This is a genomic window from Vreelandella titanicae (assembly GCF_014697095.1).
GTDB classification, from domain to species: domain Bacteria; phylum Pseudomonadota; class Gammaproteobacteria; order Pseudomonadales; family Halomonadaceae; genus Vreelandella; species Vreelandella titanicae.
The window spans coordinates 2,601,245-2,625,861 of the sequence record NZ_CP059082.1; the positions used below are offsets into that span (position 1 = coordinate 2,601,245).

Genomic DNA, 24,617 nt, shown 5'->3' on the forward strand with positions numbered 1-24,617 from the left:
TGAAGGGGAGGCATCGAGGATGCTGGTAGTTCGACCCGTTAAAGCGTCTGATCTCACGGCGCTTGAGCAATTAGCCGAGCATGCAGTACCTAAGCTTACTAACTTGCCTGCTAACCGTGAGCGACTTCAGGAGCGCATTGCGCGCTCTCAAGACGCCTTTAATGGTGACGTCGAGTTTCCAGAAAACGAGCACTATACGTTTGTTCTCGCCGATGACACACGCGAGGAAGTGCTCGGTACCGCCACCATACGTGCCCAGGCGGGTGCCAATGAGGCCTACTACACCTACCGCCAGGAAACGCTGATTCACGCCTCCCAGCAGTTGAACGTACGTCGTGAAGTGCAGACGCTAGCGCTCTCCCATGAAGTTTCTGACGCTACCCTGCTGTGCGCCTTTTCGCTTAACCCGCGTTATAAAGGCACCAGCGCGGAGAGCCTGCTGCGCCGGGCGCGGTTGATGTTTATCGCCCAATACCCAGAGCGGTTTTCGCGTATTCTGGCGGTGGCGTTTCCCGGTTACTTGGATGCTCGCAATGAGTCGCCGTTCTGGGAGAGCGTAGGGCGGCACTTTTTTGCCCGCAGTTTCCAGGATATTAACCACATTGCCGGGGTGCGCTCGAAAAGCTTTATCGCCGAAGTAATGCCCCAGTTCCCGCTCTATTTGCCGCTGCTAACACCCCAGGCGCGGGCGGCGATAGGTCGTGAGCACCCTGCTCATGAAGAGGCGTTGGAGGAGATGCTGGCGGAGGGCTTCGTGCGTTCGCGCCATGTGGATATTTTCGACGCCGGGCCGATTGTCAAAGCCGAGCGCGAGCGGTTGGAAACCTTCCGCAGTGCTGCCTGGCACCCAGTGCGCATTCGCCCTGAACACGCTTTGCCGGATGCTGAACCCGCGCTGGTTGCCAATCAAAAGCTGGGCGAGTTTCGCTGCATCGTCGCCCGCTACGCGCTGTCACCCACGGGCCAGTTGATGCTCTCAGCGGAGCATGCTGAGCGGCTGGGTGTCACGGAAGGGCGAGCGGTGCTTGCTGCGCCGCTGACGCTACCCACCGTGGTAGACGCGCTCGATGAAGGAGAAATGTAATGCGCATTCGACCCATTGCCCGTGATGATCTGGATGGGCTTCAGGCGCTTGCGCAGCAGGCGGGCGTTGGCTTTACCTCGCTGCCGGATAATCGCGAGTTTCTAGCCGGTAAGATTGAAGCGGCTGCCAGTGCCTTTGAAGAGCGCACTCCGGTGGATGATCGGCTTTATTTCTTTGTGCTAGAGGATGAAGTAAGCGGCGAGTTGGCGGGCTGCTGCGCCATTGAGGGCCAAGTCGGGCGCGAAGTGCCGTTCTACAATTACCGGCTGGGCACTTTGGCCCACTCCTCGGTTCAGCTGGATCTGCACCGCACCATCGATACGCTGTTTTTAAGCTCCGACCACACCGGTGATGCCGAGGTGTGCTCGCTGTTTCTGCGCCCCGAGTATCGCGGTGAAGCCAATCGCCACTTGCGCAACGGCGCGCTGCTCTCCAAGGCGCGCTGGCTGTTTATCGCCCAGTTTCGCGACCGTTTCCCCGATAAAGTGCTGGCGGAGATGCGCGGCGTGTTCGACGAGAACAACACCAGCCCTTTCTGGGAGAGCTTAGGGAAGCACTTCTTTCCCATGGATTTCAGCGAAGCTGACCGCTTAACCGGCCTGGGGCAGAAGAGCTTTATTGGCGAGCTGATGCCCAAGTTCCCCATTTACACCACCTTTATGGCCGAAGAGGCGCGGGCCTGTATTGGTCAGGTGCATCGCCATACCCGCCCGGCGCTGGAGATGCTTAAGAAAGAGGGGCTGCGCTGGGAAGGCTATATCGATATTTTCGACGGTGGCCCGACGGTGGAGGCGTACATTGATGACGTGCGTGCCATTCGCAACTCACGGCTCTGCCAGGTGGAAGTTTCTGTCGCTGCCAGCGAAGAGAGTGTCAGCCGCTGGCTGGCCGCCACCACCCAGATGCTGCACTTTACCGCCAGTTGGGTAGGCCGCGCGCCTGCTGATGACAACACCATCGTGCTTAGCGAACAAGAAGCGAAGCGCTTAGGCGTTGCCACCGGCGATACCCTACGGCTACTCGAGACCTAGGCGACGTTTACAGGAGAGTTTTATGCACGCCCAACAGCAGCAACTGATCAATGGCGCCTGGGTCGCAGGCGACGCCGAGCCGTTGAGCAAGCACGATCCCGTTTCTGGCAAGTCGCTATGGCAAGCAGCGACGGCTAGCTCAGAACAGGTCACGGCCGCTGTGAAAGCCGCCCGCGGTGCCTTCCCCGGCTGGGCGCGCACACCCTTTGCCGAGCGCCAGGCGCTTGTCGAGCGATTTGCCGAGGTGCTAAAAACACGTGGTGAAGACCTGGCCGTGGCGATTGCCTCTGAAACCGGTAAACCGCTCTGGGAAGCGCGCACCGAAGCGGGTGCCATGGTGGGTAAGGTGGCGCTTTCGGTTAAGGCGTATAACGAGCGCACCGGTGAACGGGAAAAAGCGGTGGGCAGTGCAAACGCTGTGCTGCGCCATCGTCCTCATGGCGTGATGGCGGTGTTTGGCCCTTACAACTTCCCTGGCCACCTGCCCAACGGCCATATGGTGCCTGCGCTATTGGCGGGTAACTGTGTGGTCTTCAAGCCCAGCGACCAAACTCCACTTACCGCGGATTTGACTCTGCAGTGCTGGCTAGAGGCCGGGCTTCCGGCAGGCGTCATTAACCTGGTGCAGGGTGGTGTGCCGGTAGGTCAGGCGCTGGCAGGTAACCCTGATATTGATGGCCTGCTGTTTACCGGTAGCGCCAAAGTGGGCGGTATGCTGCACCAGCAGTTTGCCGGACAACTGGATAAAATTCTGGCGCTGGAACTAGGCGGCAATAACCCCCTGGTAGTGAAGGATGTCGACGACGAGCGTGCCGCGGTATTGACCATTCTGCAGTCGGCGTACCTCTCCGGCGGCCAGCGCTGCACCTGCGCGCGGCGCTTAATGGTGCCGGAGGGTGCAGTAGGCGATCGATTGATCGATGCGCTTTCTGAGGCGATCGCCAAGTTACACGTGGCGGGCCAGTTCGAAGAAAATCCTGCGCCGTTCTATGGTGGTTTGGTCAGCGTAGCGGCGGCGGACGGCCTGCTCAAGGCTCAAGATGAGCTGGAGGCCATGGGGGGCATAGTGATCAATCGCATGCAGCGCCTGAAAGAGAACACCAGCCTGTTAGGTCCCGCGCTAATTGATGTGACCGGTCTTGACGTGCCGGACGAGGAGCACTTCGGCCCGCTGCTGAAAATCCACCGCTATCGCGATTGGGATAAAGCGCTACAGCTTGCCAATAACACCCGCTACGGGCTCTCCGCCGGTTTAATTGGCGGCGATCGAGCCGATTGGGATGACTTCCTGCTGCGTATTCGTGCCGGAATCGTCAACTGGAACCGCCAAACCACCGGTGCATCCGGCGATGCACCTTTTGGTGGTGTGGGTGACAGCGGCAACCACCGTCCCAGCGCGTTTTACGCGGCGGACTACTGCGCCTACCCAGTCGCCTCCATGGAAGCTGACAGCCTGGAGATGCCCGAGACCCTGCCGCCGGGAGTGAGCCTGTGAGTGCCGCCGACATCAGCAGCGTTAGGGAAGTCAATTTTGACGGCCTAGTCGGCCCAACCCATAACTACTCTGGGTTGGCCGTGGGCAATGTCGCGTCCATGAGTCACGGCGGCTTAGTCTCCAATCCCAAGGAGGGCGCGCTGCAGGGGCTGCTTAAGATGAAGTCGCTGATGGACGCGGGCTATGCCCAGGGCGTTCTGCCACCCCAACAGCGCCCCGATATTGGCGCACTGCGCGATTTAGGTTTTAGCGGTAGTAATGGTGAGGTGCTGGCTCGTGCTTCTAAAGAAGCGCCGCAACTGCTTCGGGCGGTGTGCTCGGCTTCGAGTATGTGGACGGCTAACGCGGGCACTATTACCCCCAGCATTGATGCACCCGATAGTCGGGTACACTTCACACCAGCGAACCTACAGTCCAGCTTTCACCGCTACCTGGAGCCACAAACCACGGGACGTGTGCTGAAAGCGATCTTCCGTGACGAACAGCACTTCTGCCACCACCCGGTGCTGCCCGCTACTCCAGCCTTTTCCGATGAGGGTGCGGCCAATCACACCCGTCTATGCGGTGAGCACGGCGAACCCGGTGTTCACCTATTTGTATATGGTCGCCAGGCGTTTGGTGACGTGCGTAGCGGTGAGCGCGAACCCAAGCGCTACCCCGCCCGGCAAACGCTGGAAGCCAGCCAGGCGGTAGCTCGCCAGCATGGGCTAACGGAAGCGCAAACGGTATTTTCCCAGCAGCACCCGGATGCCATCGACGCGGGTGTTTTCCATAACGACGTCATTGCGGTGGGTAACGGCCCTGTGCTGCTCTACCACGAAATGGCCTTTCTGGATGAAGAAGGCACGCTCGATGAGCTGCGCGCCAAAATGGCCAGCCCGCTGATTCCCGTGCGCGTGCCCTTGGAAGCGGTAAGCATGGAGGATGCGGTAGCCTCGTATCTATTTAATTCGCAGTTGCTCTCCAATCCGGATGGCACCATGACACTGGTAGTGCCCGGCGAATGCCAGGAGCGCGAGGCGGTATGGCGCACCATTCAGGATTATCTGCTGGCGGGCAATAATCCGATCAGTGAAGTGGTCGTTAAAGACGTCAAACAAAGCATGCGCAACGGCGGCGGCCCCGCTTGCCTGCGCCTGCGCGTGGTGCTAACGGAGGCCGAACGTGCAGCGCTCTCTGGCCGCGTGCTGCTCACCAATGCACTGTACACTGATCTGACCGCGTGGGTGGAGCGCCACTATCGCGATCGCCTCGCTCCGGACGATTTGGCCGATCCACAGCTGGCGGGAGAGTCACTTGCAGCACTGGATGAACTCACTCAACTGCTGAAAATCGGCCCGGTTTATCCCTTCCAACTGGGGTAGGGTGTGATGTAGTGAGGGAAAATAATAAACGCCAGGGCAGTGCCTTGGCGTTTTGGTTTAAAGTTTGCAGCGAAAGCTTAGCCGTCGCTTTGCCCGGTGTATGCGATTAGGAGGGAGCAGTGCGACAATATATGCTGGCCTTGGTGATAGGAGTATTTTTAATAATGTCGACAGGCACTAATGCGAGCGGCTTGGATTTCGAAGCGTTAGTGTCTGAGCAAGGCGCAGCAGGCCCACTGCCAGCACTTCAGCCGTTTGAAGCAAGGGATGGCACCACACTTTCATATCGGCATTATCCAAGTGAATCCGACACGGCGCTGGTGCTCGTGCACGGCTCAGGGACCGACAGTCGATATCTGGCAACCTTTGCTCGCGGATTGGCAGCTTCAGGCGCCGCCGCTGTTTACACCCCGGATATTCGAGGGCATGGGCCATCTCCCGTTCGGCGCGGCGATATCGACTATATCAAGCAGCTTGAGGATGATCTTGCCGATCTTATTGCCCACATCGAAGTGGTCAATCCTCAATTAACGCGTATCGTCGTCGGTGGGCATTCGTCAGGTGGCGGGTTAGTAATACGTTTTGCTGGTGGCACGCATGGGCACCGTGCCAACGCCTATCTGCTGCTAGCGCCTTACCTGGGATACGACGCACCTACTGTTCGGAAAAACTCGGGCGGGTGGGCAGACCCCAAAGTGACCAGGATCATTGCTATATCCATTTTGAATGAACTCGGTATTACCCACTTCAATAAGCTACCGGTGCTGCACTTTAATTTGCCGCCCGAACACCGCCAGGGCTCAGAAACGCTAGCGTATTCGTACCGGCTTATGAAGGGCTTTGCTCCCGCCAATTGGCAGAACGATCTCAGTTCTATGGCGGCTCCAGTCCTTCTTATTACTGGATCTGATGACGAAGCATTTTTTGCGGAGCGCTTCGAGCCCACTTTGCGGCCCATCGTTCCACACGCTGATATCGTCACGGTGCCTAATGCATCACATCTGAGCCTTGTTGTGAACAAAGAGGGCATCAAGACAGCTTACCATTGGCTTCAAGCGTTATAAGAGCGAAAATCTCATGTGTATGGGATGGTGGAAACACTTATGGTTCTCACACCTAGCACTAGGATTACGTCAATATGCCCTTAATCGACATCCGTGCTGCACTCGAAACTGATGTTCCGGACATTCAATCCTGCGCACGACTGGCCTATTCAAAGTACATCAGTCGCATTGGTCGTGAACCCGCGCCCATGCATGCAGACTTCGCAAGCCTAATCGACTACGGCTACATAGATGTTGCCATCCTTGATTCACATTTTGTGGGCTATGTTGTGTTCTACCCCGAAGGCGATCATTTTCACCTCGAAAACGTTGCCATACTGCCCGAGTATGGCGGCCTCGGCATTGGGAAGCGATTGATCGATCACGTGGAACGTTCTGCCGAGGAAAAGGGGTATGAAGCCGTGGAACTTTATACGAATGAAGCCATGACAGAAAATCTCGCCATGTACCCCAAACTGGGATACGTCAGGGTCGAGTGTCGGCATGAAGCGGGGTTTAATCGAGTGTATTTCCGAAAGCAGCTAAAGTTAAATGGCTGACAAGAAGAGCTTTCCTAGTTGGGTCGATTCAGTGAACGCGTCACTCTTGAGTTCATCACCGTATTGGAGATTGGTGATTTGAGAAAAGTATTAATGAGCGCCTGTCTCTTGGGTAAAAAGGTTCGCTATGATGGTGGCGCCCTTTCCGTGGATGATCAGATCGTTGAGCAGTGGCGTTCTGAAGGCCGAATCGTTTCTGTTTGCCCCGAAGTTGAGGCGGGGATGAGTATTCCCAGGCCGCCCGCGGAGATTTTCAAGGGCAGTGGTAAGGGCGTTTTAAACGGTGAGGTCGATGTTATCGAAAACGATGGGGGCAAGGTGACCAATGAATTTTTAGCAGGTGCCTCTATCGCTTTGAACCTGTGCCGTAAATTCGATATCGATATCGCAGTGCTTGCTGAGTTCAGTCCTTCATGCGGAAGCACCGCTATTTATGACGGCAGTTTCTCTGGTAAAAAAGTACCGGGTATGGGAGTAACAGCCGCACTGCTCCGGGAACATGGTGTGCACGTGTTTAGTCAGTATGAAATAGCCCGAGCTAATACTGCACTTCTTGCTACAAGTTCGTGAAAGCAGTACTAGGATTCGAGATATGACGCCTATTATTCGGTTTACTAACGACAAGGCGTTCGCGGAAAAATTAATTCGCCAAAATATGTCTGCTTACTACGAACAGTTGGATATGCGCTGGAATACAGCCCTGTTTGATAAACAATGGGATGAGTTAGACAGTTACGAATTAGTTATTAACGCTAGCCCAGTTGGGTTGTTATGCATAAATCACGATGAAGCCGCTTACTATATTCGAGAGCTACAAATTGATCCGAAGTGGCAACGTCAAGGCTTAGGCACAACGGCTATTCGCTACACGGAGGAAACTGCCCAACAGTCGGGCATCCGCTTACTTCGGCTGCGTGTGTTTTGTATCAACCCAGCAATAGCGCTATACGAGCGTATGGGGTTTCGCGTGCGAAAAACAGAGGGCGGGACTCACTATATGGAGCGGAGCATACTCTAACCCGTTAAATTAATGGGGCTTTACTGTTAAGTACTACAAGAGATTGCGCCGGTGCTGCTGCTGGAACCAACCGACGCTCGCTTTACTTTTTTAGGTTGGATGACGGGGTAGTTTGCCGATTTTTGTATTAATAACCTACCGTAAAGGCTTTCTGAATATGCTGGGGCGTCTCGGCTTCATCAAGCATCGCTACCGCGAAATCCTCCATTGAAATGCGAGATTCTCCGTTATTGTCCACGACGAGGGTATCGGTGCCAAGACGATATCGTCCCGTACGCTCTCCAGGCATGAGCATGGCGGCAGGGGAGAAGTAAGTCCACGCTGTGCTGGTTTCACCCAAGCAGAGTTCATACTGAGCTTGGCATGCCTTGGCAATTTCTAGCGCAGAGGCAGGAAGGAAATCGGGGGCTGTTAAGACCGTATCACCGGCGCGCCCGGGGATTAGCAATCGCGCGGCTCCGCCTACCAAGAGCACTCGCTGACTCGGGAGGGCACTCGCCATTAGAGAACGGGTTAGCGCTACCAACGTCGCTTCTTTTCCATCGGGTGGGCGAACGGCGCTGATCAGCACGTCTTGTCCTTGAATAACATGAGCTAGCTGGTGTGAGTCTGCTATATCCGCGACACAGCGGCTTGCTTCAGTGGGCAGTTTGTTAAGCTGACTCTCTGTTCTCACCACGCCGGTTACGTTATGGCCACGTGCTAATGCTTCATTCATAATGCGTTTGCCAACGTCGCCAGCGGCACCAAATATTGCAATCTTCATGATATATCTCTCTTGGGTTCATTAGTTAAGTTGTTTGGCTTTGCCAATATTGAGCAGGGTAATTCCGGCTCCAATTAATAGGGTGCCAAGCAGTAAGCCTTCGGGAGCGGTTTCTCCTTGCAGCAATATGGCGACCGGAACGCCCACCACGGCGCCGACGGAACCCAATAGGCTCAGAAACACCGGGCCGCCGCTTTTCTGTAGCAGGAAGAGCAGTAAGAACTGGCCTGCGAAGACCATCGCCTGGAGTGCAATCAGCAAGAACGGCAGGGAGCGTTCTGTCGGAACGCTCAGTGAGAAGCCCGGCAGAAACCCCACGCTGAGGAGAATGATGGCCGCGGCGATAAGCATCCCCGGCGCCAACGCATCGCTGGATACGCCTTCTGGCCAGCGCAAGGTTCTATAAAGATTGCCGATGGCCAGCAGCACGGGGCCAATTAAAGCGAGGAGAATCCAGAGGTAATTGGCATCCGGCGCCGAAAGCTTATGGAAGGCCAGGGTGACGGCCCCCGCGAGGGCTGATATAACCCCCGCCGCACGCAACACCTGAAACCGCTCCATTTTTAACGCTAATGCGCCGATGTAGGTGAGTAGCGGTGGCAGAGTGATGATTAATGCCACGAACCCCGCACCCACATGGGGGATAGCTGAGAAAAAAAGCAGGTTGGCACCCGCTACGCCCAGCAGGCCTGAAATAGCGTAATACTCAACGGTGCGAACGTTGACCGGCGGAAGATTGCCGCGGAAGGCCGCGAGAACCAATAGAATAAGCGCCGCCCCTGAAATTGACCAAAACAGAAAAGCGAGCGCCGGTAGCTGAATGTCACCGGCAAGTTTTGCCAAATTAGTCGATAGACCCAGCAAGGCGCCGCCGGATAACAGATACACCAGTGGGGCAAGCCAAGCTCTTTTGCGTGAGTGTGTGCGGGTAGTGCTTAATGATGTCATTCGCGTAGTTCTCATTGGTACCGTTTCGAAGTGTCTTGATGTCAAGATATGTGTGATTAATCTTGACGTCAAGATAATTAAGCGCAAAATACGCTCATGGATCATGTAGACAACATTCTCAAACAGTGGCGGCAGGAGCGGCCTGACCTCGATGTAGCGCCGATGGCTACCATCGGGCGGGTCAAACGGCTGAATCACACCTTAATGCGCGCAATGGAGAAGACCTGGGCGAAATACGGTCTGACTGACGCGAGCTTTGACGTTCTGGCAACTCTTCGCCGTGAGGGGGAGCCTTACGCGCTATCGCCGGGGGATTTGATGGCATCCACCATGGTGACTTCAGGCACCATGACTCACCGCATCAATCAACTGGAAAAGGCGGGTTTGATCAAGCGGGTCAAAAACCCCGACGATGGTCGTGGTTTTCTCATCTCTCTTTCCCAGCGTGGATTCGAGTTAATCGATGAAGCCGTTGCTGCTCATGTGGAAACCCAGGCGCAGCTGGTGAGCGGCCTAACTGAAGAGCAACGAGCGCAACTCGATGAGCTGCTTAAGCAGTTCTTGGCGGGATTGGAGCAGGAGTGATGTGTGTCGTAGCGGCAACTTAGCCACTATTGAAAAGAGTCACGCCTAGACTTTGTTCCATCTCGCTTAAACACTTGAATACGTTGGCATGGCTGATACACAGCGCTCGGCTGGCGCCGGATAGCGACCCCGCCTCTGCAATCGCTAGCTCGTCCCACCTTATTTGCTGTTCATTCATGCAAACTGAGTTGTCATTTTCCGCGAATGTTTGAGCGTATTTGAACAGGCTAGTCTGTCGTTGAACCAATCAATAGGGGAAGCGAAGAATGAATGTGTTGATCGTCTTGGCTCATCCTGAACGCAAGTCGTTTAATGGCGGCCTAGTGGATGAGGTGGTAGAACAGCTGGTGGGCGAGGGGCATACAGTGGAAGTGGATGATCTCTATGCTGAGCAGTTTGATCCGGTGGAGCGCCCTGAGCAATATCCGCATAGCGCCGTGGCGTCGGACTACTTCTATCCCCTCAATGAGCAGCGGGCTCACTACGAGAAAAACACATTACCGCAGGATGTCCAGCGGGAGTTGGCGCGGTTGGAGTGGGCTGACTTGGTGATCTTCCAGTTTCCCTTATGGTGGCACGCCCAGCCTGCCATTTTGAAAGGCTGGTTTGATCGGGTGTTGGTGTATGGCGGGCGCTATACAAGCCGCATGCGTTACGACAGAGGCTACTATCGCGGTAGGAAGGCGATGCTATCAGTCACCACGGGCTCACCGGAGAAAGCATTTCAGCCTTTTGGCCGAGCTGGCAATATGGTGCACTGGCTGTGGCCCATACACGCATCGTTGTATTATGTTGGCTTTGACGTGCTGACGCCTCAGGTGGGTTACGGCGTTCAAGGTGGCGGTATTCGTTACCAAGAGGAAGCTGACATCATTGGTCACCTAGAGGCCTGCAAAGCGGCCTGGGTAGCTCGTCTGAGAAACTTGGACAGCGAACTGCCCATCCCCTTTACCGGATGGGATGACTGGGACGAAGATGGCGTTTTACGCCAAACAAACCCGCTGAGATGGCGGCTAGGCTGAGCTCGTGTAGACTCGTACTGTCTATAAAACAGATCAGCAAAAGGCCCAATCAGCGCCATGACTACCTCGAACTACCGTTTTTCCGATGCTGAGCGCCGTGGGCTCTACCGCGCCATACATGAGCGGCGCGACGTGCGCTCGCAATTTCTGCCCGACAGGATACCTCTTGATGTACTGGCCTGCCTTTTGGAGGCTGCGCATCATGCGCCTTCAGTGGGATTTATGCAGCCCTGGGATTTCATCGTGATTGAAAGTCGCAGCGTCAGAGAAGCAGTGCTGGCGATGTTCGAGCAGGAGAATCAGAAGGCCGCCGAACGCTTTGAAGGCGAGCGTCAAGCGCATTATCGCAGCCTTAAGCTGCAAGGTATTATGGAGAGCCCGCTTAATCTCTGTATTACCTGTGACCGAAGCCGGGGCGGCCCTCACGTGCTGGGGCGGAATAGTATTGTGGATACCGATCTTTTCAGCACTTGTCTCGCGGTACAAAATCTCTGGTTGGCTGCGCGGGCAGAAGGTATTGGCGTTGGTTGGGTGAGTATTCTCGACCAAGAACAGCTAAGCGCAGCGTTGAACCTGCCTGAGCACGTTTATCCCTTGGCGTATCTCTGCCTTGGCTATGTGAGCGATTTTTTAGACCAGCCAGAACTTGAAGCCAAAGGCTGGCGCTCTCGCTTGCCATTAAGTGAACTAGTACATGGCGATAAGTGGGGGCAACCGCTTGCCAGTGGTTTGTGAGGAAGTTTTTATAAGGGGGGCCAGCTCGCTGTGCCCAAGTCATCTACTCTTTGCTTGCGGCGCTGGTTCTTGTCTTCGTACATGCGCTGGTCTGCCAGAGCAAATACCTGTAAGGCAGGCACTTCGCTGGAGCTGGCGAATCCCAAGCTCAAATGAAGCGTCAGTTCTTCACGTTCACCGCTAGCGGTGTCGATAATGCAACGCTGTTCAGGCAAATTGTCTCTGATCAAGTTGGCCATACGCTTGGCTGCCGTCAAGTCGGCAGAAGGAAATAGAATGACGAATTCATCGCCACCGCAGCGTGCAAGTATGTCGCTGTCCCTGCAGTGAAGTTGCAGGTACTTGGCAACGCTGGAAATCAGTTGATCGCCTGCAACATGGCCATAATGGTCGTTCACTTCCTTAAGCTTGTCGACGTCCATCATCAATACAGCAAAATCCAGGCTCGGCGTCTGCGCCTTGCCCTGAATGCTCATTTGTAGCGCGGCTTCCAAGAAACCGCGGTTATAAAGGCCGGTGAGTCCGTCACGCTCAGCCGTTTTCTTCAATTCCAAATGTAGCAATTTATTTTCGGTAGCGGCCGCCAGTTGGTCGGCAAAGAGGGAAAGTATTTGCTCTAAGCCGTCTTCTCGGCTGGGAGCTTTCATGATCAGCCAGCCTTCGTACAAGCTTAGACGGCCTTCCATGGACATGACATATAGGTTCTCGCCTTCGTCTGTTTGTGGCAGTGTGCCCGGCTGTACTCTTTGCCTATGAACGCTGGCCAATAGATGCTTTAGACGCTGTTCATCCTTTGGGCTTAGTCCCGCAACAGCCGCGTAGCGTGTTACTTCACAACGTTGTCGTTCTTGTACAAAAACAGCAAAACCGTAGTCGGGGAAATGGGAGTGTAGGTGGTTTAAGGAGTCATCCAGCAGGGTATGGATATTGGTCGCACGGTTTGCCACCGTCCCGAGATCAAGCAGCGCGTGAAAGACTCGGTTCTGAAACTGAATCTCGCCAATGCTGCGGCCGATCTGACGATTCTGACTGTAAGTTATGCGGCCTATGGTTAGAAAATAGACGATTGCCCCCGTCCATTGGTAGATGTCTAAATTGTTGCTCACATAGGGGCGAAACTTGAATCCCGTTAAGGCGCTTCCAATTAAGGCTGCGGTTGTGAAAAGTACGGCTGAAATAAGCATCTTCCGTACCCCGCCGACCACTAAATTGTTCATCAAACAGGCAAGCCCAATGGTGATGGTGCCTAAAGCGTAAAAATCCAGCACGCTGCACCAAAAACCAAATAGCAGGCTGTCATAGAGAAGATTTCTGAACTCGGCACGCTTGGAGTTCTGGGCGCTTACAGCAAGCGCATAGGCAATGCCGGGCCATAGCAGCAGCAAAATCCCGGGCAGAATAAGTGTCCAGCCGCTGCCTTCTACCACGGCGATCCATACGGTGAGTCCGAAGGTATGGCAAAAGGCAAAAATTCGCGGGGCAATTGTCGCCAATGCAAGACGGTGTATGCGTCTCAAAGAAGATTGCATTCGTGAGTCTGTATTCTGAGTTGTTTGAGTAACAGACTAGCATCTAAGAGGTTAAGAAGCCTTATCCTCAAGTCAGGCGAATAGAGCCTTACTTGCTCTTAGGTTTTAGACAGTGTCAGGGCACATCTACTGGATTTGATAAAGCGCACTCGCAACTTGTTAGTAAACGGTTTGCGTGTTTGCGAAGCGCCTCTTTGAGGCCGTCTGGTTCGAGGATGGTAAATTGAAATGGGAGCTGTGCCAGCCAATAGGCAAACCACTCGAAATTATCCGTGCGTGTATGGAGCATTAGTCCACCTTCAACCTGTTCGAACTGACCTGTACAGAAAAATTGGTTCTCAAAGTCAGCGGACGCGGCATGATCAATGTGTAGCACCAGTGATACTTCATGAGTGGGGCCCCAGGACATGAGGCTTTCGCTCAAAAAATCGGCTGCATCAAAGCGGGTGGGGCGTATGAAGGTGCCTGAGAGTAGGTGCACGCCGCTGATACGATCTAACCGAAATGAGCGCATGGCTCCCCGTAGATGGCAAAAACCGACGGCATACCACCTACCTTGTTGGAAAACTAGCCCGTAGGGGTCGATCTGACGCTCAATCGGATCATGCTGCGGGGAGTGGTAGGTAAGCCCCACGGTTCGCATGGTCTCTGTGGCTTTAGTCAGCGTCTCAAGGGCGCGGTCATCACGGCTGGGTTCGCGCCGGGGTAAGATCACCTGAGTGGTCTCACTGATACCGCGAACACGGCTTTTTAAATTAGCTGGCATCACTCGCTCGAGCTTCGCTTGTACGCTGGCAATGGCGGGCGCTGCGTTTGTTAGTCCCAGCTGGCTAGCGGCCAATAAGCCTAACGAAACGGCGAATGTCTCTTCGTCGGTAAACATCATGGGTGGCAGCTTGAAGCCAGCCACCAATCGGTAGCCACCGTAGCGCCCTTGCTCGGTCACTATCGGCACGCCTATATCTTCCAGCGCCGTAATGTATCGCCGTATAGTGCGCCGATCCACGCCCAGGCGTTCGGCCAATTCAGCGCCGCCCATTTGGCCATTAGCTTGCAGCAACTCAAGCACCGCAAGTACGCGTGTTGTGGGGCCTGCCATTACTGCCTCCCTACTGAAGCCATCGTTAAAGTCTTGCAGAAAAATGCATTGTTGCTTTTATTTAGGGCGGATTCTCACCTATTAACAAACTAATCTGATCTGGCAGTACCTTGTGTCACCGGAAAATTGACTGAAAAAGGAGCCTAATATGTCAGAGCTAACGTTTTACACCCACCCTATGTCCCGCGGGCGCGTTGTGCGCTGGATGTTGGAAGAAATAGGCATAGACTACTCGGTAAAGGCGATGGAGTTCGATTCAGAGATGAAATCTGAGGACTACTTGGCCATAAACCCCATGGGCAAGGTGCCTGCCATCAAACATGGCAACACTGTTGTGACGGAAGTGGCGGCTATCTGCGCGTACCTGGCGGATCAGGTTTCGGATAAAAAGCTTTCACCACCCCCGCAATCTCCCGAACGTGGAGTTTATTATCGCTGGCTTTTTTTTATGGCGGGTCCGTTTGAAATGGCTACTAGTGCAAAGGCCTACAATTGGAAAATCGACAGCAGCAACATACAGGCCGTTGGTTGTGGCCAAGTGGAAGACAGTATCAATACGCTTGAAAAAGTACTCAGTGAAAACGCTTATATTTGCGGCGATCAGTTTACTGCCGCAGATATATTGGTTAGCAGTTATCTCTGGTGGGAAACAATGCAGGAGAATATCCCACCAAAAGAGGTGTTTAAGCATTACATAGAGCGTATGGAAAGCAGGCCAGCAGCCAAGCGGGCCAATGAGTTGGACGATGAACTGGCTAAGAAAATGAAGCCTTTGTCCGTCTGATGGCTTAATTGCATTGCCGCTTTTGTATTAAGTTGGCAATTGCTTTCAAGGTAGATGAACCCTATCTGGTTGCAGTTTTTGCTACAGATAATAGCGGTAAAGCCTCTGGCTAGCGGCGTGTGCGGAAGGTATCGGCGCTGGCCAGCCTACCCATATATCGCTACTGTATTCGCCTGTGCTAAATAAGATAGGGCGCCATTCATGCAAAGCGATATCACCCTCCAGTGGCTAAGACCCGACGCCCCTAATCGCGGCAGCTGGGGCTTTAAGGGGCGCTTATGATCAGTGGCCGCGCATTACGCTATTTCGATACTGTGGCCCGGTGTCGTTCGCTGCGCCAAGCTGCCGCCCAACTGCATATTGCCCCCACAGCGATTAGCCGCCAGATCGATTTACTGGAACACCAGCTTGGCGCACCACTCATCGAGCGTGGCCCCAACGGCATTAGCCTGACGGCGGCGGGGGAGTTGTTGGCTGCCCAGGCGCAGCGTACCCTCCGTGACCTAGAGCGGGTGCAGGAACATATTGCCGATTTGAAGGGCTTGCGAACTGGGCGGGTCAGTTTGCAGGTGGCGGAAGGCGTTGTCGCTGGCTTGCTAGCGCCTACGTTAGCCAAGATGGGGCAGCGCTATCCCCATTTGAGTTTTGATATCGGGATCGTCAGCGCTAGCCAAATGGTGGAGGCGCTGCGCCGAGGCGATGCCGATATTGGCTTGTCCTTCTTTATGCCCCGCCATGATGACATTGTGCCCTTTGCTAGCGCCGAGTTGCACCACCATGCAGTGATGGCTCCAAGCCATCCATTGACCGCAGCTTCTGAGGTGAGTCTTCACTCCCTGGCAACGCACCGGCTGATCCTGCCTGATGAATCTTATGGCGTGCGCCAAGCGCTGGAGCGCGCCGCTCATCAGGCCGGGATAGTTCTGGCCCCCACCTTTAGAACCGCTTCACTGGAAACTCAAAAAGCACTCGCCCTTAACGGTGCAGGTGTTCTGGTATTGCCACCGATGGCGGTAGCTCGGGAGTGCCAATTAGGTCAACTCGTTAGCATTCCCTTGGCTTCTTCAGAGCTTGAAGCAGCGCGGGTAGATCTCTGCGTTTATCGCCATCGCCAGCGTAGCTTTGCCACCGAGGCGTGCCTTTCGCTGCTGGCAAGTGCCCTACAAACACTGCAATCTCCGTCATCTTGAAAGATATTGAAAGAAGAACCTGAAAGAATAGAGTGCACACAAAAAGTGGACACGCTGCGGTCAAGATTGAAATAGCAGAAGACACGGTGTGGGTTCATGCTGAGCCTGTTGATAACGTCAGCCTGATAACAACAGCAAAAGGTAATGTGATGCCTGAACTACACCAACTCACCGCCACCCAATTAATAGATGGCTACCGAGCTTATAGGTTCTCGCCAACTGAAGTAGCCAGCGCCTTGGTTGAGCATATCGACGCCTGGGAGCCGCACATCAATGCGCTGTATGCCTATCAACCTGATGCGTTCATTAAAGCAGCCGAAGCCTCCACCCAGCGTTGGGCTAGGGGGCAGCCAAGCAGTGCTTTAGATGGTGTGCCGGTCACCCTCAAAGAGTTGATTGCCACCCAAGGCATGCCAGTGCCGGTGGGAACGGGGCTTGGTGAGCAGGCCGCTGCCAGCGAAGATGCGCCTCCGGCGGCGCGTTTAGCAGAAGATAACGCTCTGCTACTGGCGAAAACGACCTGCCCCGACTTTGGCATGCTCTCATCCGGGCTCTCGTCGTTTCATGGTTTGACCCGCAATCCATGGGATTTAGCTTGTAATACCGGCGGTTCAAGTGCGGGCGCGGGCGCTGCCGCCGCTGCTGGGCTTGGGCCACTGCATGTGGGCACCGATATTGGTGGCTCGATACGCCTTCCTGCGGCGTGGTGCGGCGTCGTCGGCTTTAAGCCCACTTTGGGCCGGGTACCGATAGACCCTTATTATGTAGGCCGCTGTGCCGGGCCAATGACCCGAAGCGTAGCGGATGCCGCGCTGATGATGACGGCGCTTGCCCGCACAGATCGACGCGATGCGATGCGTCTGCCGCCGGACACGATTGACTGGATGGATCTGGAGCTCGACGTTAAAGGTTTGCGAGTGGGTGTGATGATGGAGGCGGGCTGCGGGTTACCTTTGGATGATGAGATTCGCCACCACGTGGAACAGGCTGCAAAGCAGTTGGAAGCCGCTGGGGCAACGCTGGTGCCGATGGCGCCAGTGCTGACCCGCGAAATGTTAGAGGGACTGGATCACTTCTGGCAGGCCCGTCAGTGGGGCGAGCTGTTAAAGCTCTCGGCTAACGAGCGTGAGCAAGTGTTGCCTGCCATTTTAGCCTGGGCCGATGGTGGTGCACACTTAAGTGGCGTAGAAGCAGTGCACGGTTTTCAGCAAACCATGGCGATGCGACGCGCCACCGAAGCCGTATTTGATGAGGTCGATGCGGTGATTTCACCCACCACACCCAATATCGCCTTCCCAGCTGAGTGGCCATCGCCTACCAATGATCCGCGTCGGCCCTTTGAGCACATTGCTTACACCGTGCCGTGGAATATGGGCGAGCAGCCTGCGATCTCGCTTAATGCTGGGTTTAGCCGTTCCGCTAGTTCCGTCAATATGCCGATAGGTGTGCAGTTGGTTGGCCCGCGCTTTGGAGATCACTTTGTGCTGAAACTGGCAAGGCAGCTAGAAACGCGTTTGGCGTTGCCCACGCGCTGGCCGATGCTGCCAGTGATTAACTCTGCAGTTAAATAAGAGGAACACTCATGGAACGTTTATTGGTACTGCCTACCTCCCGGGCGGGCTGGGGGCTGTTAATTGCGTTTGTGGTGCTGGTGCTGGCGGGAACGTGGCCGGTGATTGGTTGGGTAAACAGAGCCACCTTAGTGATGGGCTTGCCTCTGTTAGTAGTGTGGAGCTACCTGGTGATTTTTGCCTGCGTAGTGGTGATGCTGATCGGCAATCGTATTGTGGAGCGAGACGACCATGAATAGCCCTTGGCCACTATTGATTACCTTGACCTATGTCGCTATTGCCATGGTGATTGGCCTACGCGCCAGAGCAGGGCGCTCCATGAATAGCTTGGAGGAGTGGGGTGTAGCGGGCCGCAGCATGGGGCCGGTGACGCTTTACTTGCTTATTGCCGCCGGTAGTGTGAGTGCTTACACCTTTATGGGAGCGCCCGGGTGGGCTTATTCCAAAGGGGTGGCGGTGTTTTATGTGGCGATTTACCTCTCGTATCTAGCGCTGGTCGCTTGGTATTTCGGCCCTAAAGTGTGGCAGTTCGGTGAGCAGTTTGGTCACGTAACTCAGGCAAGCGCCATTGCTGACCGCTACCAGAGCCCCGCCCTGGGCGCACTGGCGGCAATTGTCATGGCGATTGGCTCCATTGCTTATGCGGTGCTGCAGACCATAGGTTCGGCTTATATTCTGTTTGTGATGAGCGGCGGTTTGATTCCGATTTGGTTGGGGGTCGTGCTGGTACTGGCTTGCATAGCCGTTTATCTCTACGCCAGCGGGCAGCGGGCGATTGGGCGTACCAATGCGTTTCAGGGCGTGTTAATGCTGATTGTTGCCTGGGCGGTCGGTCTCTGGGCTGTGCACAGCGCTACCGGCGGGCTGAGCTTTGCCGGGGTATTCGAACGCATTCAAACGGAGCATAGCGAGTTTCTCACTCTGCCAGGCGCAGGCGGCGATATGAGCTTTAGCTTCTGGACGACCTCGATCATCGTTTCGATGTTTTCGTTTATGCCGCCGGTGTGGACGCAGTGGATGAGCGCCTCCTCGGCACGTACTATTCGTCGCAGCGCAACGTGGCTACCCACGTATTACGTGGTTATTCTGCCTATGGTTGTTGTAGGCTTCATCGGCATTTTTTCGCTGCCTGAGCTGGCTCGGGCCGATACCGTGGTACTTGAGTACGCCATGCAGCACTTGCCGGTGGTATTAGTAGGATTGCTTGGCGCAGGAACCCTGGCAGCCTCAATGTCTTCCAGCGAGCCGTTTATTCATTCGGTATCGCTGTCACTCAGCAAAGATGTGCTTCAGCCGGTGTTAAAACTCTCGGATGGCGTTACTGGAAAACTTGCGCGGCTGCTGATCCTGCCCATTATGTTCTTCGTGGTCGCGCCGCTCGCAATTGCCGAGCCCGGCAGTTTGGTAATGATTCTGTTAGTGGGGCTCGGGTTTGCCTCCCAGGTGCTGCCTGCCTTTATCGGCATGTTCTTCTGGCCGCGGGCTTCTCGCTTGGGTGTAATGGCGGGTATCGTAGCGGGCTTTCTGATTACCGTGGCGTTTACGACTCTTTGGCCACACCCAATGGGTATTCACGCGGGCTTCTGGGGATTGATGCTCAATCTGCCGGTATTTGTCGCCGTCTCATTGATGACCCCTGCTACCCATGCTGAGGTGGTGGAGCGCTTCTTTCGTATTGCCGCTCCACGAGGTTTTACCCAACGGGGACGTCGAGCTGCGGTGTGAGTGCTGACTTAATCTATTCATGGTTATCGACTACCTTTGTACTAAAGTGTTTTTTGCATCAACGTTTTTTGCATCAATAAAGGCAATTCGATGAGTCATGCATTGACTGGACATAACCGCCCTCAGCAGGTGATTGAGGCTACCCACCAGGCGAATAACACCTTACCAACGGCCACCCGCCAAGCCAAGTACGCCAAAATGGCTGCGTCGCCCTACCGCTTTTATCGCGGCAGTAATCATCTGTACTGGAATGATGTATGGCACGATTGGCGGTTTGCCCTGTTTGGCGGCTGGCCGGAGACCCAAACCTGGTTGCAGGGCGACGCTCACGTCTATAACTTTGGCGCTTATGGTCACCACGACGACCAAGTGCGCTACGGCATGGATGACTTCGATGATGCGCTGATTGGCGATTACCAATATGATCTGTGGCGGCTGGCTATCAGCGTCGTATTAGATGCTCGTGAAAATGCTGAGCTGGATCCCAAAGCGATTGATAAAGCGCTTAAAAAGTTAATAGAGGGCTATTACCAAACGCTGGTCGATCACGTTGATAGTAAGCCCGTGCACGCCGTGACCCTTGATAGTGCAAAGGGCCTGCTTAAGCCTTTTATGAGTAAAGTCGCCGATAAGCAGAGTCGTGCGCGGATGCTCGAAAAGTGGACGACCCTAGATGAGCAGAAAGGCCGCCAGTTCTCCGAACGGCCTGGCAAGCTCGCTAACCTGCCTGCAGATGTGGCCAGCCAACTACGCCGCTTAATTGAGCAGGAGTATCAGCAAACGCTGCAACACGCTATTAAAGAGAGCGATCCCCACCATTTTCGCGTCAAAGATACGGCACGGCGTTTGGATGCAGGCACCGGTTCGTTGGGTGTCGAACGCTATTACGTCTTGATTGAAGGCGGTGTCGAGCACGAGCACGATGACATCATCCTGGACGTTAAAGAGCAGGTACCTCCAGAAGCATTTCGATTAATGGATAAAAAACAGCAGCAGGCGTGGCGTAAGCTGTTTCCTAACGAAGCCATCCGTCATGCAGCTGCCTTCCACGCCATTGCTGAGCACCCAGATGCCTATCTCGGCTGGCTAACCATGAACGGAAAGGTGTTTTCGGTGCGTGAGCGCTCGCCGTTCAAGAAAGACTTTCCGACCCATAAGCTTTCTGGCGATAAGTCATATCGAAAATTGGCAAAGCAGTGGGGGGAAATTCTCGCCCGTGAACACCTGCGCGGTGCCCAGGCGCTTAACCAGGGTGACTCAACACGCTTTGCCAAGGCTGTTTGCCAACGATTAAAAGGACGTGAAGACCTGTTTGTTGAGGTGGTTACAACACTGGCGGTGGCTTACGCCGACTGCACAGAGCAGGATTACGCTGTGTTTATTGATCACTTTCTGGCGTCGAGGGCTGCTTAATTAACCAATACCATGAGTGGTTATTGCGGCTGTTGCCTACCGAGCATAAATCCCTGCTCTTCAAGTGTCTCTTCCCATACTACACAGCGGTTACGGCCGCTGTGCTTGGCTTGATAAAGCGCTTCATCGGCAAGGCGCAGCAATTTCTTAGGGTCTTGAGTGTGATCAGGATATGTTGCGACACCGCAGGAAAGCGTGATTTTCCGCAGAGAAGAGCCTTGATGAATAAATGCCTGATGAGCAATGGATGTTAACAGCGCCTTTGCGCGCGTCTCGGCAGCGATTCGGGAGGTAGCCGGTAGCAAGGCAACAAATTCTTCGCCCCCAAAGCGACAGATCACATCCAAATCTCTTAGGTGGTGCCGCAATAACAGGGCGATTTCGACCAGCACGGCATCTCCTGCATCATGACCAAAATCATCGTTAATCTGTTTGAAGTGATCCACATCCAGCATTAGCACAGAGAGTTGACTGTCATGCTGCTTAACTCCCTGGCAATGGTGCTCGAATGTCGTGTCGAAATGGCGTCGGTTGTGCAAGCCTGTTAACGGGTCTTTGCGTGATAGCCCTTCCAGTTCTTGAACTAACCGGTCGAGGTCGGCGGTTCGCGCTGCCACCTGCTGCTCTAGAGTCTCATTGGCCATGGCAAGCTGTTGCTGTGTATGCCGGTAGTGCCACAGAAAAATAGCCGCGTTCGCTAAAGAAAAAGCCAGTGTGCCGTAGCTCAAGGGTACGATGCGCCAGCTCACAAAGCCGTGGGCGACCACCATATCGGCGAGTAGCAGCGGGGCAAAAAAAGTAAAACTTACTACCAGAAGCCGTTGTTCAAGGGTGAGTTTTTGAAAGCGCATGAGCGCAAGTGCCAGCATTACGGGGAGCGTTAAGGCCAGCATGACATCAAAAATGGGGAAGGTTAATGACAGGCTAAGCACGCCCAATTGAACCAAACCAATCGCCAGCACCAGATACACCAAGTGAATAACCCAAAGGAGAGTTATCCAGAGCTTAGCGGTGCCCTCCAACCAATAGCTGAGTAACAACCCCAGTGCCACCGGCAGGGTGTAGTAGCTGGCTGCTCGGAGTGTGTCCCAGGCCAATGGCCCATCGGCAATGAGTTGACGGGCTGGGGTCTCCGCAAGCAGCATTAGCCCTGAAGCATAGGCAAACAACGCAATAGACCCGAAACCTCGGCGTTCGGGGCCTATTAACGCGAAAATGGTGGCCAGGATAGCGAGCACCAATACCAAAGCACTCACACCGAGATCCTGAGCAGATTCATGGATAATTTGCTTTAAAACCTCAATGCGTTCCATTACCTGGACTTGGCCCCATAAGCCAATACTGGTGTAGTAAGAGTAAAAGCGAAAGGTGAGCGTCTGACCGGCGGCATTTTCTGGTAGGTCAATCATGTGCCAGGGCCAGCCCGCAAAATCGCCTTTTCCCTGTTCGTCAAATTCACCATATTGATAGATCAGTTCATTGCCTAGATAAACTTGCCCAATCAAATTGATACTGGTGATAAAAAGTACTGGATCGTTCCAATCACCGGCGGGCACTGTCGTGCGTAACCAGAGGTGTTCGTGCCCGTTGCGGCCAGGCGGGTTCGAAGGAGAGTCAATCGACTGCCACTCTGTCGAGTCGCTTTGCAACCATTGAGGATGGCTATCGGCATCGTAAGGAGAGTCGCCCCAGCGATACTCCCAATTATGGAGCGGTTTGGGAGAGGTATCAGCTAGTAGGTAGCCTGAATATGCCAACAGTAACGCAAGCGTTAAGAGCAGTAGAGTGCTTCGGCGAATGGCGAACCCACTAGGCGGCATGGTGAACGTCCTAATCTCTTGGTCGCGATCTTGCTATTAATAAGTGCCACATAGGGGCCATCACTAACGACGCTACGTGCACAATAAAAGTGAGGTTGAGCATTAAGCGTAGAGTCTAACGAATATGAGCCTTAATTAGGTGATGTTTTCTTCAACGGTTGCTAGCGGTTAGCTTCCTGCACTTAACCCAAAAGCCTGGCTACTCGGGCCAGGCTTTGCAAAGCATATAAATACTCAAGTACGCTTTTAGTTACCGCTAGCGGCTCCGCCTACCAGCCCACTGCGAAAATCACTGTCACCGTGATTACGGCTTTTAAGGTGATTTGCGACAGTATCTTCTGGTGAGCCGGCCATTTCGCGGAACATGCCCATTGAGCCAAGCAGAGCAGAGGACTCGTAGGGTACGAATACTCGCTCACCATTTTTCGCCATATTGGGTAGTACCTTGATATAGCTCTGGCCCAGCAGGTAGCCCACTACGGTGCGCTTATTCTCTTCACTATCGCCAATGGCACTAAGCACCAGTTTAATAGACTCCTGCTCACCCTGGGCACGTAGAATGGCCGACTCTTTGTCACCTTGAGCGTTGAGGATCGAGGATTCACGTTGGCCCTGGGCCATGGCAATCGCCGCTGATTTTTCCCCCTCGGCCTCGGTGACGGTGGCACGGCGTTTACGCTCGGCGGCCATTTGCAAGCGCATTGCGGTTTCCACCTCTTCCGGCATGGCAATATCCTGTACTTCGACACGGGAGATTTTGACCCCCCACTTGGACGCAGGCTCTTCCATCGCGGCCTGAATCTCATTATTCACTTCCGCACGGGATTCAAAGAGTTTATCCAGTTCCATTTTACCAACCACTGAACGTAGCGTGGTTTTCGCCAGTACTTCGACGGCCTGGCTCATATTCTCTACCTCATAGACGGCCCGCTTGGGGTCGATGATTTGGTAGTAGAGCGCGCCGTTGATACGAACGGTGACGTTATCGGTGGTGACGACCGGTTGACCGGGGAAATCCATCACCGTTTCGCGGCGGTCAATGCGGGTTTCGTCGGAGGTGATAGCGGTGTACTCCTCGCCCATTTTGCGATAACGCAGCATAGTGATCGCTCGGGGCTGTTCGATAAATGGAATAATGATGTTAATGCCGCTCTCTAAAACGCGGTGAAAAGACCCTAGGCGCTCAACCACCATGACTTCCGATTGGCGAATAATAATCAGACCTTTAGAGATGATCAGTACTGCGATCACGACAATAATGAGGCTTATTAATAAGCCGGGGCTTATAGGTAGATCCATGGTTAAGGCTCCTTGCGTTGGGAATTGTCATCTTGAAAGGCTGTGTCTTCAGGCTGATGTAATGCGACTAGCGCAGTGGTGCCTTCAAATCGTTTAAATATGACCAGCGTACCGCTGGGTAGCTCGGTTTCACCGCTTTCAAGTACGCGCAGGCGGTAGAAATCGCCGTTGACTTTAATGCCCGTGGCATCATCAAAATCCCGGCGTAGAGTAGTGTAGCGATTACCTTTTTCCACACCTGTGCCTGTTGTGCCATAAGCAACGCCGCGGGGGGAGAAGCGCGGGCGAATGACCATAATGCATATTGGCAGCAGTACCCCGGTAAAAATAGCCATGCTAAGCAGTTGCCAAGGAAGCGTTAATCCTAGCGCTGTAACGGCCGCTGTTAGCGCAGCTGCAATACCCAGCGCTAGCAGCACCATCGCGCCAGAAGTCAGCTCTGCCAAACTTAATAGTAAGGCGAGTACCAGCCAGCTATAAGCCGGGCTCCAGTCCATAGCAGTGTTACTCCGTCGTGAATGCAAGTGTTAATGACA

25 protein-coding genes are annotated in these 24,617 nt (G+C 54.3%); 17 read left to right on the forward strand and 8 right to left on the reverse strand.

Annotated features, from left to right (window positions below; all coding sequences use genetic code 11):
• Window positions 1–19 precede the first annotated feature (19 nt).
• The 8 genes from HZS52_RS11920 (at window position 20) to HZS52_RS11955 (ending at window position 7,595) form a co-directional block, all read left to right on the forward strand.
• The gene (locus tag HZS52_RS11920; protein WP_190374825.1) at window positions 20–1,084 is read left to right on the forward strand and encodes an arginine N-succinyltransferase; all 1,065 of its coding nucleotides are present in this window, start codon (window positions 20–22) and stop codon (window positions 1,082–1,084) included.
• The gene (astA, locus tag HZS52_RS11925; protein ID WP_190374826.1) at window positions 1,084–2,115 is read left to right on the forward strand and encodes an arginine N-succinyltransferase; all 1,032 of its coding nucleotides are present in this window, start codon (window positions 1,084–1,086) and stop codon (window positions 2,113–2,115) included. Before HZS52_RS11920 ends, astA begins: the two co-directional genes overlap by 1 nt.
• Before the next feature lie 22 nt (window positions 2,116–2,137).
• Window positions 2,138–3,610: a succinylglutamate-semialdehyde dehydrogenase gene (astD, locus tag HZS52_RS11930; RefSeq protein ID WP_190374827.1), complete on the forward strand. Its 1,473-nt coding sequence runs from the start codon at window positions 2,138–2,140 to the stop codon at window positions 3,608–3,610.
• Window positions 3,607–4,974: an N-succinylarginine dihydrolase gene (gene astB, locus HZS52_RS11935; protein ID WP_190374828.1), complete on the forward strand. Its 1,368-nt coding sequence runs from the start codon at window positions 3,607–3,609 to the stop codon at window positions 4,972–4,974. The genes astD and astB overlap by 4 nt, the downstream gene beginning before the upstream one ends.
• A gap of 164 nt (window positions 4,975–5,138) precedes the next feature.
• The gene (locus HZS52_RS11940) at window positions 5,139–6,038 is read left to right on the forward strand and encodes an alpha/beta hydrolase (protein WP_190374829.1); all 900 of its coding nucleotides are present in this window, start codon (window positions 5,139–5,141) and stop codon (window positions 6,036–6,038) included.
• Between the two features lie 74 nt (window positions 6,039–6,112).
• The gene (locus tag HZS52_RS11945; RefSeq protein ID WP_190374830.1) at window positions 6,113–6,577 is read left to right on the forward strand and encodes a GNAT family N-acetyltransferase; all 465 of its coding nucleotides are present in this window, start codon (window positions 6,113–6,115) and stop codon (window positions 6,575–6,577) included.
• A gap of 63 nt (window positions 6,578–6,640) precedes the next feature.
• Complete coding sequence (locus HZS52_RS11950) at window positions 6,641–7,147, forward strand: 2-thiouracil desulfurase family protein (RefSeq protein ID WP_263366033.1); 507 nt, start codon at window positions 6,641–6,643, stop codon at window positions 7,145–7,147.
• A 22-nt stretch (window positions 7,148–7,169) separates the two neighbouring features.
• Window positions 7,170–7,595 carry a GNAT family N-acetyltransferase gene (locus tag HZS52_RS11955; protein ID WP_190374831.1) on the forward strand — a complete coding sequence of 142 codons (426 nt, stop codon included), beginning with the start codon at window positions 7,170–7,172 and terminating at the stop codon, window positions 7,593–7,595.
• A gap of 127 nt (window positions 7,596–7,722) precedes the next feature.
• On the opposite strand, the gene HZS52_RS11960 is transcribed toward HZS52_RS11955, so the two are convergent.
• Together HZS52_RS11960 and HZS52_RS11965 are read right to left on the reverse strand one after the other, a co-directional pair.
• Window positions 7,723–8,361: an NAD(P)-dependent oxidoreductase gene (locus HZS52_RS11960; RefSeq protein ID WP_141440813.1), complete on the reverse strand. Its 639-nt coding sequence runs from the start codon at window positions 8,359–8,361 to the stop codon at window positions 7,723–7,725.
• 21 nt (window positions 8,362–8,382) lie between these two features.
• On the reverse strand, window positions 8,383–9,309 hold the full coding sequence (locus HZS52_RS11965; RefSeq protein ID WP_190374832.1) for a DMT family transporter: 927 nt from the start codon (window positions 9,307–9,309) through the stop codon (window positions 8,383–8,385).
• Window positions 9,310–9,405: 96 nt separating this feature from the next.
• On the opposite strand from HZS52_RS11965, the gene HZS52_RS11970 reads away from it, so the two are divergent.
• Window positions 9,406–9,894 carry a MarR family winged helix-turn-helix transcriptional regulator gene (locus tag HZS52_RS11970; RefSeq protein WP_190374833.1) on the forward strand — a complete coding sequence of 163 codons (489 nt, stop codon included), beginning with the start codon at window positions 9,406–9,408 and terminating at the stop codon, window positions 9,892–9,894.
• 19 nt (window positions 9,895–9,913) lie between these two features.
• Here HZS52_RS11970 and HZS52_RS11975 read toward each other — a convergent pair whose 3' ends face one another.
• Complete coding sequence (locus tag HZS52_RS11975; RefSeq protein WP_223828122.1) at window positions 9,914–10,072, reverse strand: helix-turn-helix domain-containing protein; 159 nt, start codon at window positions 10,070–10,072, stop codon at window positions 9,914–9,916.
• A gap of 88 nt (window positions 10,073–10,160) precedes the next feature.
• Between HZS52_RS11975 and HZS52_RS11980 the strand changes: the two genes are divergently transcribed.
• Window positions 10,161–10,916, forward strand: a complete 756-nt coding sequence (locus HZS52_RS11980) for an NAD(P)H-dependent oxidoreductase (RefSeq protein WP_190374834.1) — start codon at window positions 10,161–10,163, stop codon at window positions 10,914–10,916.
• 57 nt (window positions 10,917–10,973) lie between these two features.
• Entirely contained in the window at window positions 10,974–11,651 is a 678-nt protein-coding gene (bluB, locus tag HZS52_RS11985; RefSeq protein WP_190374835.1) for a 5,6-dimethylbenzimidazole synthase, read from the forward strand.
• An 8-nt stretch (window positions 11,652–11,659) separates the two neighbouring features.
• Here bluB and HZS52_RS11990 read toward each other — a convergent pair whose 3' ends face one another.
• The gene (locus HZS52_RS11990) at window positions 11,660–13,180 is read right to left on the reverse strand and encodes a sensor domain-containing diguanylate cyclase (protein ID WP_190374836.1); all 1,521 of its coding nucleotides are present in this window, start codon (window positions 13,178–13,180) and stop codon (window positions 11,660–11,662) included.
• A 115-nt stretch (window positions 13,181–13,295) separates the two neighbouring features.
• Entirely contained in the window at window positions 13,296–14,279 is a 984-nt protein-coding gene (locus tag HZS52_RS11995; RefSeq protein WP_190374837.1) for a helix-turn-helix transcriptional regulator, read from the reverse strand.
• 148 nt (window positions 14,280–14,427) lie between these two features.
• On the opposite strand from HZS52_RS11995, the gene HZS52_RS12000 reads away from it, so the two are divergent.
• The 6 genes from HZS52_RS12000 to HZS52_RS12025 all read left to right on the forward strand — a co-directional run bounded on the left by HZS52_RS12000 (window position 14,428) and on the right by HZS52_RS12025 (window position 20,962).
• Complete coding sequence (locus tag HZS52_RS12000; protein WP_190374838.1) at window positions 14,428–15,063, forward strand: glutathione S-transferase family protein; 636 nt, start codon at window positions 14,428–14,430, stop codon at window positions 15,061–15,063.
• Between the two features lie 278 nt (window positions 15,064–15,341).
• Window positions 15,342–16,253, forward strand: a complete 912-nt coding sequence (locus tag HZS52_RS12005; RefSeq protein WP_190374839.1) for a LysR family transcriptional regulator — start codon at window positions 15,342–15,344, stop codon at window positions 16,251–16,253.
• Window positions 16,254–16,402: 149 nt separating this feature from the next.
• Window positions 16,403–17,824: an amidase gene (locus HZS52_RS12010; protein ID WP_190374840.1), complete on the forward strand. Its 1,422-nt coding sequence runs from the start codon at window positions 16,403–16,405 to the stop codon at window positions 17,822–17,824.
• 11 nt (window positions 17,825–17,835) lie between these two features.
• Window positions 17,836–18,063 carry a hypothetical protein gene (locus HZS52_RS12015; protein WP_027960159.1) on the forward strand — a complete coding sequence of 76 codons (228 nt, stop codon included), beginning with the start codon at window positions 17,836–17,838 and terminating at the stop codon, window positions 18,061–18,063.
• The gene (locus HZS52_RS12020) at window positions 18,056–19,549 is read left to right on the forward strand and encodes a sodium:solute symporter family protein (protein ID WP_190374841.1); all 1,494 of its coding nucleotides are present in this window, start codon (window positions 18,056–18,058) and stop codon (window positions 19,547–19,549) included. The genes HZS52_RS12015 and HZS52_RS12020 overlap by 8 nt, the downstream gene beginning before the upstream one ends.
• Window positions 19,550–19,639: 90 nt before the next feature.
• Window positions 19,640–20,962 carry a DUF2252 domain-containing protein gene (locus tag HZS52_RS12025; protein WP_190374842.1) on the forward strand — a complete coding sequence of 441 codons (1,323 nt, stop codon included), beginning with the start codon at window positions 19,640–19,642 and terminating at the stop codon, window positions 20,960–20,962.
• 20 nt (window positions 20,963–20,982) lie between these two features.
• On the opposite strand, the gene HZS52_RS12030 is transcribed toward HZS52_RS12025, so the two are convergent.
• From HZS52_RS12030 to HZS52_RS12040, 3 genes are all read right to left on the reverse strand, one after another.
• Window positions 20,983–22,782: a GGDEF domain-containing protein gene (locus HZS52_RS12030; RefSeq protein WP_190374843.1), complete on the reverse strand. Its 1,800-nt coding sequence runs from the start codon at window positions 22,780–22,782 to the stop codon at window positions 20,983–20,985.
• A 246-nt stretch (window positions 22,783–23,028) separates the two neighbouring features.
• Window positions 23,029–24,081: an SPFH domain-containing protein gene (locus tag HZS52_RS12035; RefSeq protein WP_190374844.1), complete on the reverse strand. Its 1,053-nt coding sequence runs from the start codon at window positions 24,079–24,081 to the stop codon at window positions 23,029–23,031.
• Window positions 24,082–24,083: 2 nt separating this feature from the next.
• Entirely contained in the window at window positions 24,084–24,578 is a 495-nt protein-coding gene (locus HZS52_RS12040) for an NfeD family protein (protein WP_190374845.1), read from the reverse strand.
• Between the last annotated feature and the right edge of the window lie 39 nt (window positions 24,579–24,617).

What these genes read in the sequence shown, in the direction of transcription:
- HZS52_RS11965 (WP_190374832.1), bottom strand. Translation starts at nt 9,309, where the DNA reads ATGACATCATTAAGCACTACCCGCACACACTCACGCAAAAGAGCTTGG.
- HZS52_RS12010 (WP_190374840.1), top strand. Translation starts at nt 16,403, where the DNA reads ATGCCTGAACTACACCAACTCACCGCCACCCAATTAATAGATGGCTAC.
- astA (WP_190374826.1), top strand. Translation starts at nt 1,084, where the DNA reads ATGCGCATTCGACCCATTGCCCGTGATGATCTGGATGGGCTTCAGGCG.
- HZS52_RS11940 (WP_190374829.1), top strand. Translation starts at nt 5,139, where the DNA reads ATGTCGACAGGCACTAATGCGAGCGGCTTGGATTTCGAAGCGTTAGTG.
- HZS52_RS11955 (WP_190374831.1), top strand. Translation starts at nt 7,170, where the DNA reads ATGACGCCTATTATTCGGTTTACTAACGACAAGGCGTTCGCGGAAAAA.
- HZS52_RS12015 (WP_027960159.1), top strand. Translation starts at nt 17,836, where the DNA reads ATGGAACGTTTATTGGTACTGCCTACCTCCCGGGCGGGCTGGGGGCTG.
- HZS52_RS12020 (WP_190374841.1), top strand. Translation starts at nt 18,056, where the DNA reads ATGAATAGCCCTTGGCCACTATTGATTACCTTGACCTATGTCGCTATT.
- HZS52_RS11990 (WP_190374836.1), bottom strand. Translation starts at nt 13,180, where the DNA reads ATGCAATCTTCTTTGAGACGCATACACCGTCTTGCATTGGCGACAATT.
- HZS52_RS12000 (WP_190374838.1), top strand. Translation starts at nt 14,428, where the DNA reads ATGTCAGAGCTAACGTTTTACACCCACCCTATGTCCCGCGGGCGCGTT.
- HZS52_RS12025 (WP_190374842.1), top strand. Translation starts at nt 19,640, where the DNA reads ATGAGTCATGCATTGACTGGACATAACCGCCCTCAGCAGGTGATTGAG.
- HZS52_RS11920 (WP_190374825.1), top strand. Translation starts at nt 20, where the DNA reads ATGCTGGTAGTTCGACCCGTTAAAGCGTCTGATCTCACGGCGCTTGAG.
- HZS52_RS11970 (WP_190374833.1), top strand. Translation starts at nt 9,406, where the DNA reads ATGGATCATGTAGACAACATTCTCAAACAGTGGCGGCAGGAGCGGCCT.
- HZS52_RS11980 (WP_190374834.1), top strand. Translation starts at nt 10,161, where the DNA reads ATGAATGTGTTGATCGTCTTGGCTCATCCTGAACGCAAGTCGTTTAAT.
- HZS52_RS11960 (WP_141440813.1), bottom strand. Translation starts at nt 8,361, where the DNA reads ATGAAGATTGCAATATTTGGTGCCGCTGGCGACGTTGGCAAACGCATT.
- HZS52_RS11945 (WP_190374830.1), top strand. Translation starts at nt 6,113, where the DNA reads ATGCCCTTAATCGACATCCGTGCTGCACTCGAAACTGATGTTCCGGAC.
- HZS52_RS12030 (WP_190374843.1), bottom strand. Translation starts at nt 22,782, where the DNA reads ATGCCGCCTAGTGGGTTCGCCATTCGCCGAAGCACTCTACTGCTCTTA.
- bluB (WP_190374835.1), top strand. Translation starts at nt 10,974, where the DNA reads ATGACTACCTCGAACTACCGTTTTTCCGATGCTGAGCGCCGTGGGCTC.
- HZS52_RS12035 (WP_190374844.1), bottom strand. Translation starts at nt 24,081, where the DNA reads ATGGATCTACCTATAAGCCCCGGCTTATTAATAAGCCTCATTATTGTC.
- astD (WP_190374827.1), top strand. Translation starts at nt 2,138, where the DNA reads ATGCACGCCCAACAGCAGCAACTGATCAATGGCGCCTGGGTCGCAGGC.
- HZS52_RS11975 (WP_223828122.1), bottom strand. Translation starts at nt 10,072, where the DNA reads ATGAATGAACAGCAAATAAGGTGGGACGAGCTAGCGATTGCAGAGGCG.
- HZS52_RS11995 (WP_190374837.1), bottom strand. Translation starts at nt 14,279, where the DNA reads ATGGCAGGCCCCACAACACGCGTACTTGCGGTGCTTGAGTTGCTGCAA.
- HZS52_RS12005 (WP_190374839.1), top strand. Translation starts at nt 15,342, where the DNA reads ATGATCAGTGGCCGCGCATTACGCTATTTCGATACTGTGGCCCGGTGT.
- HZS52_RS12040 (WP_190374845.1), bottom strand. Translation starts at nt 24,578, where the DNA reads ATGGACTGGAGCCCGGCTTATAGCTGGCTGGTACTCGCCTTACTATTA.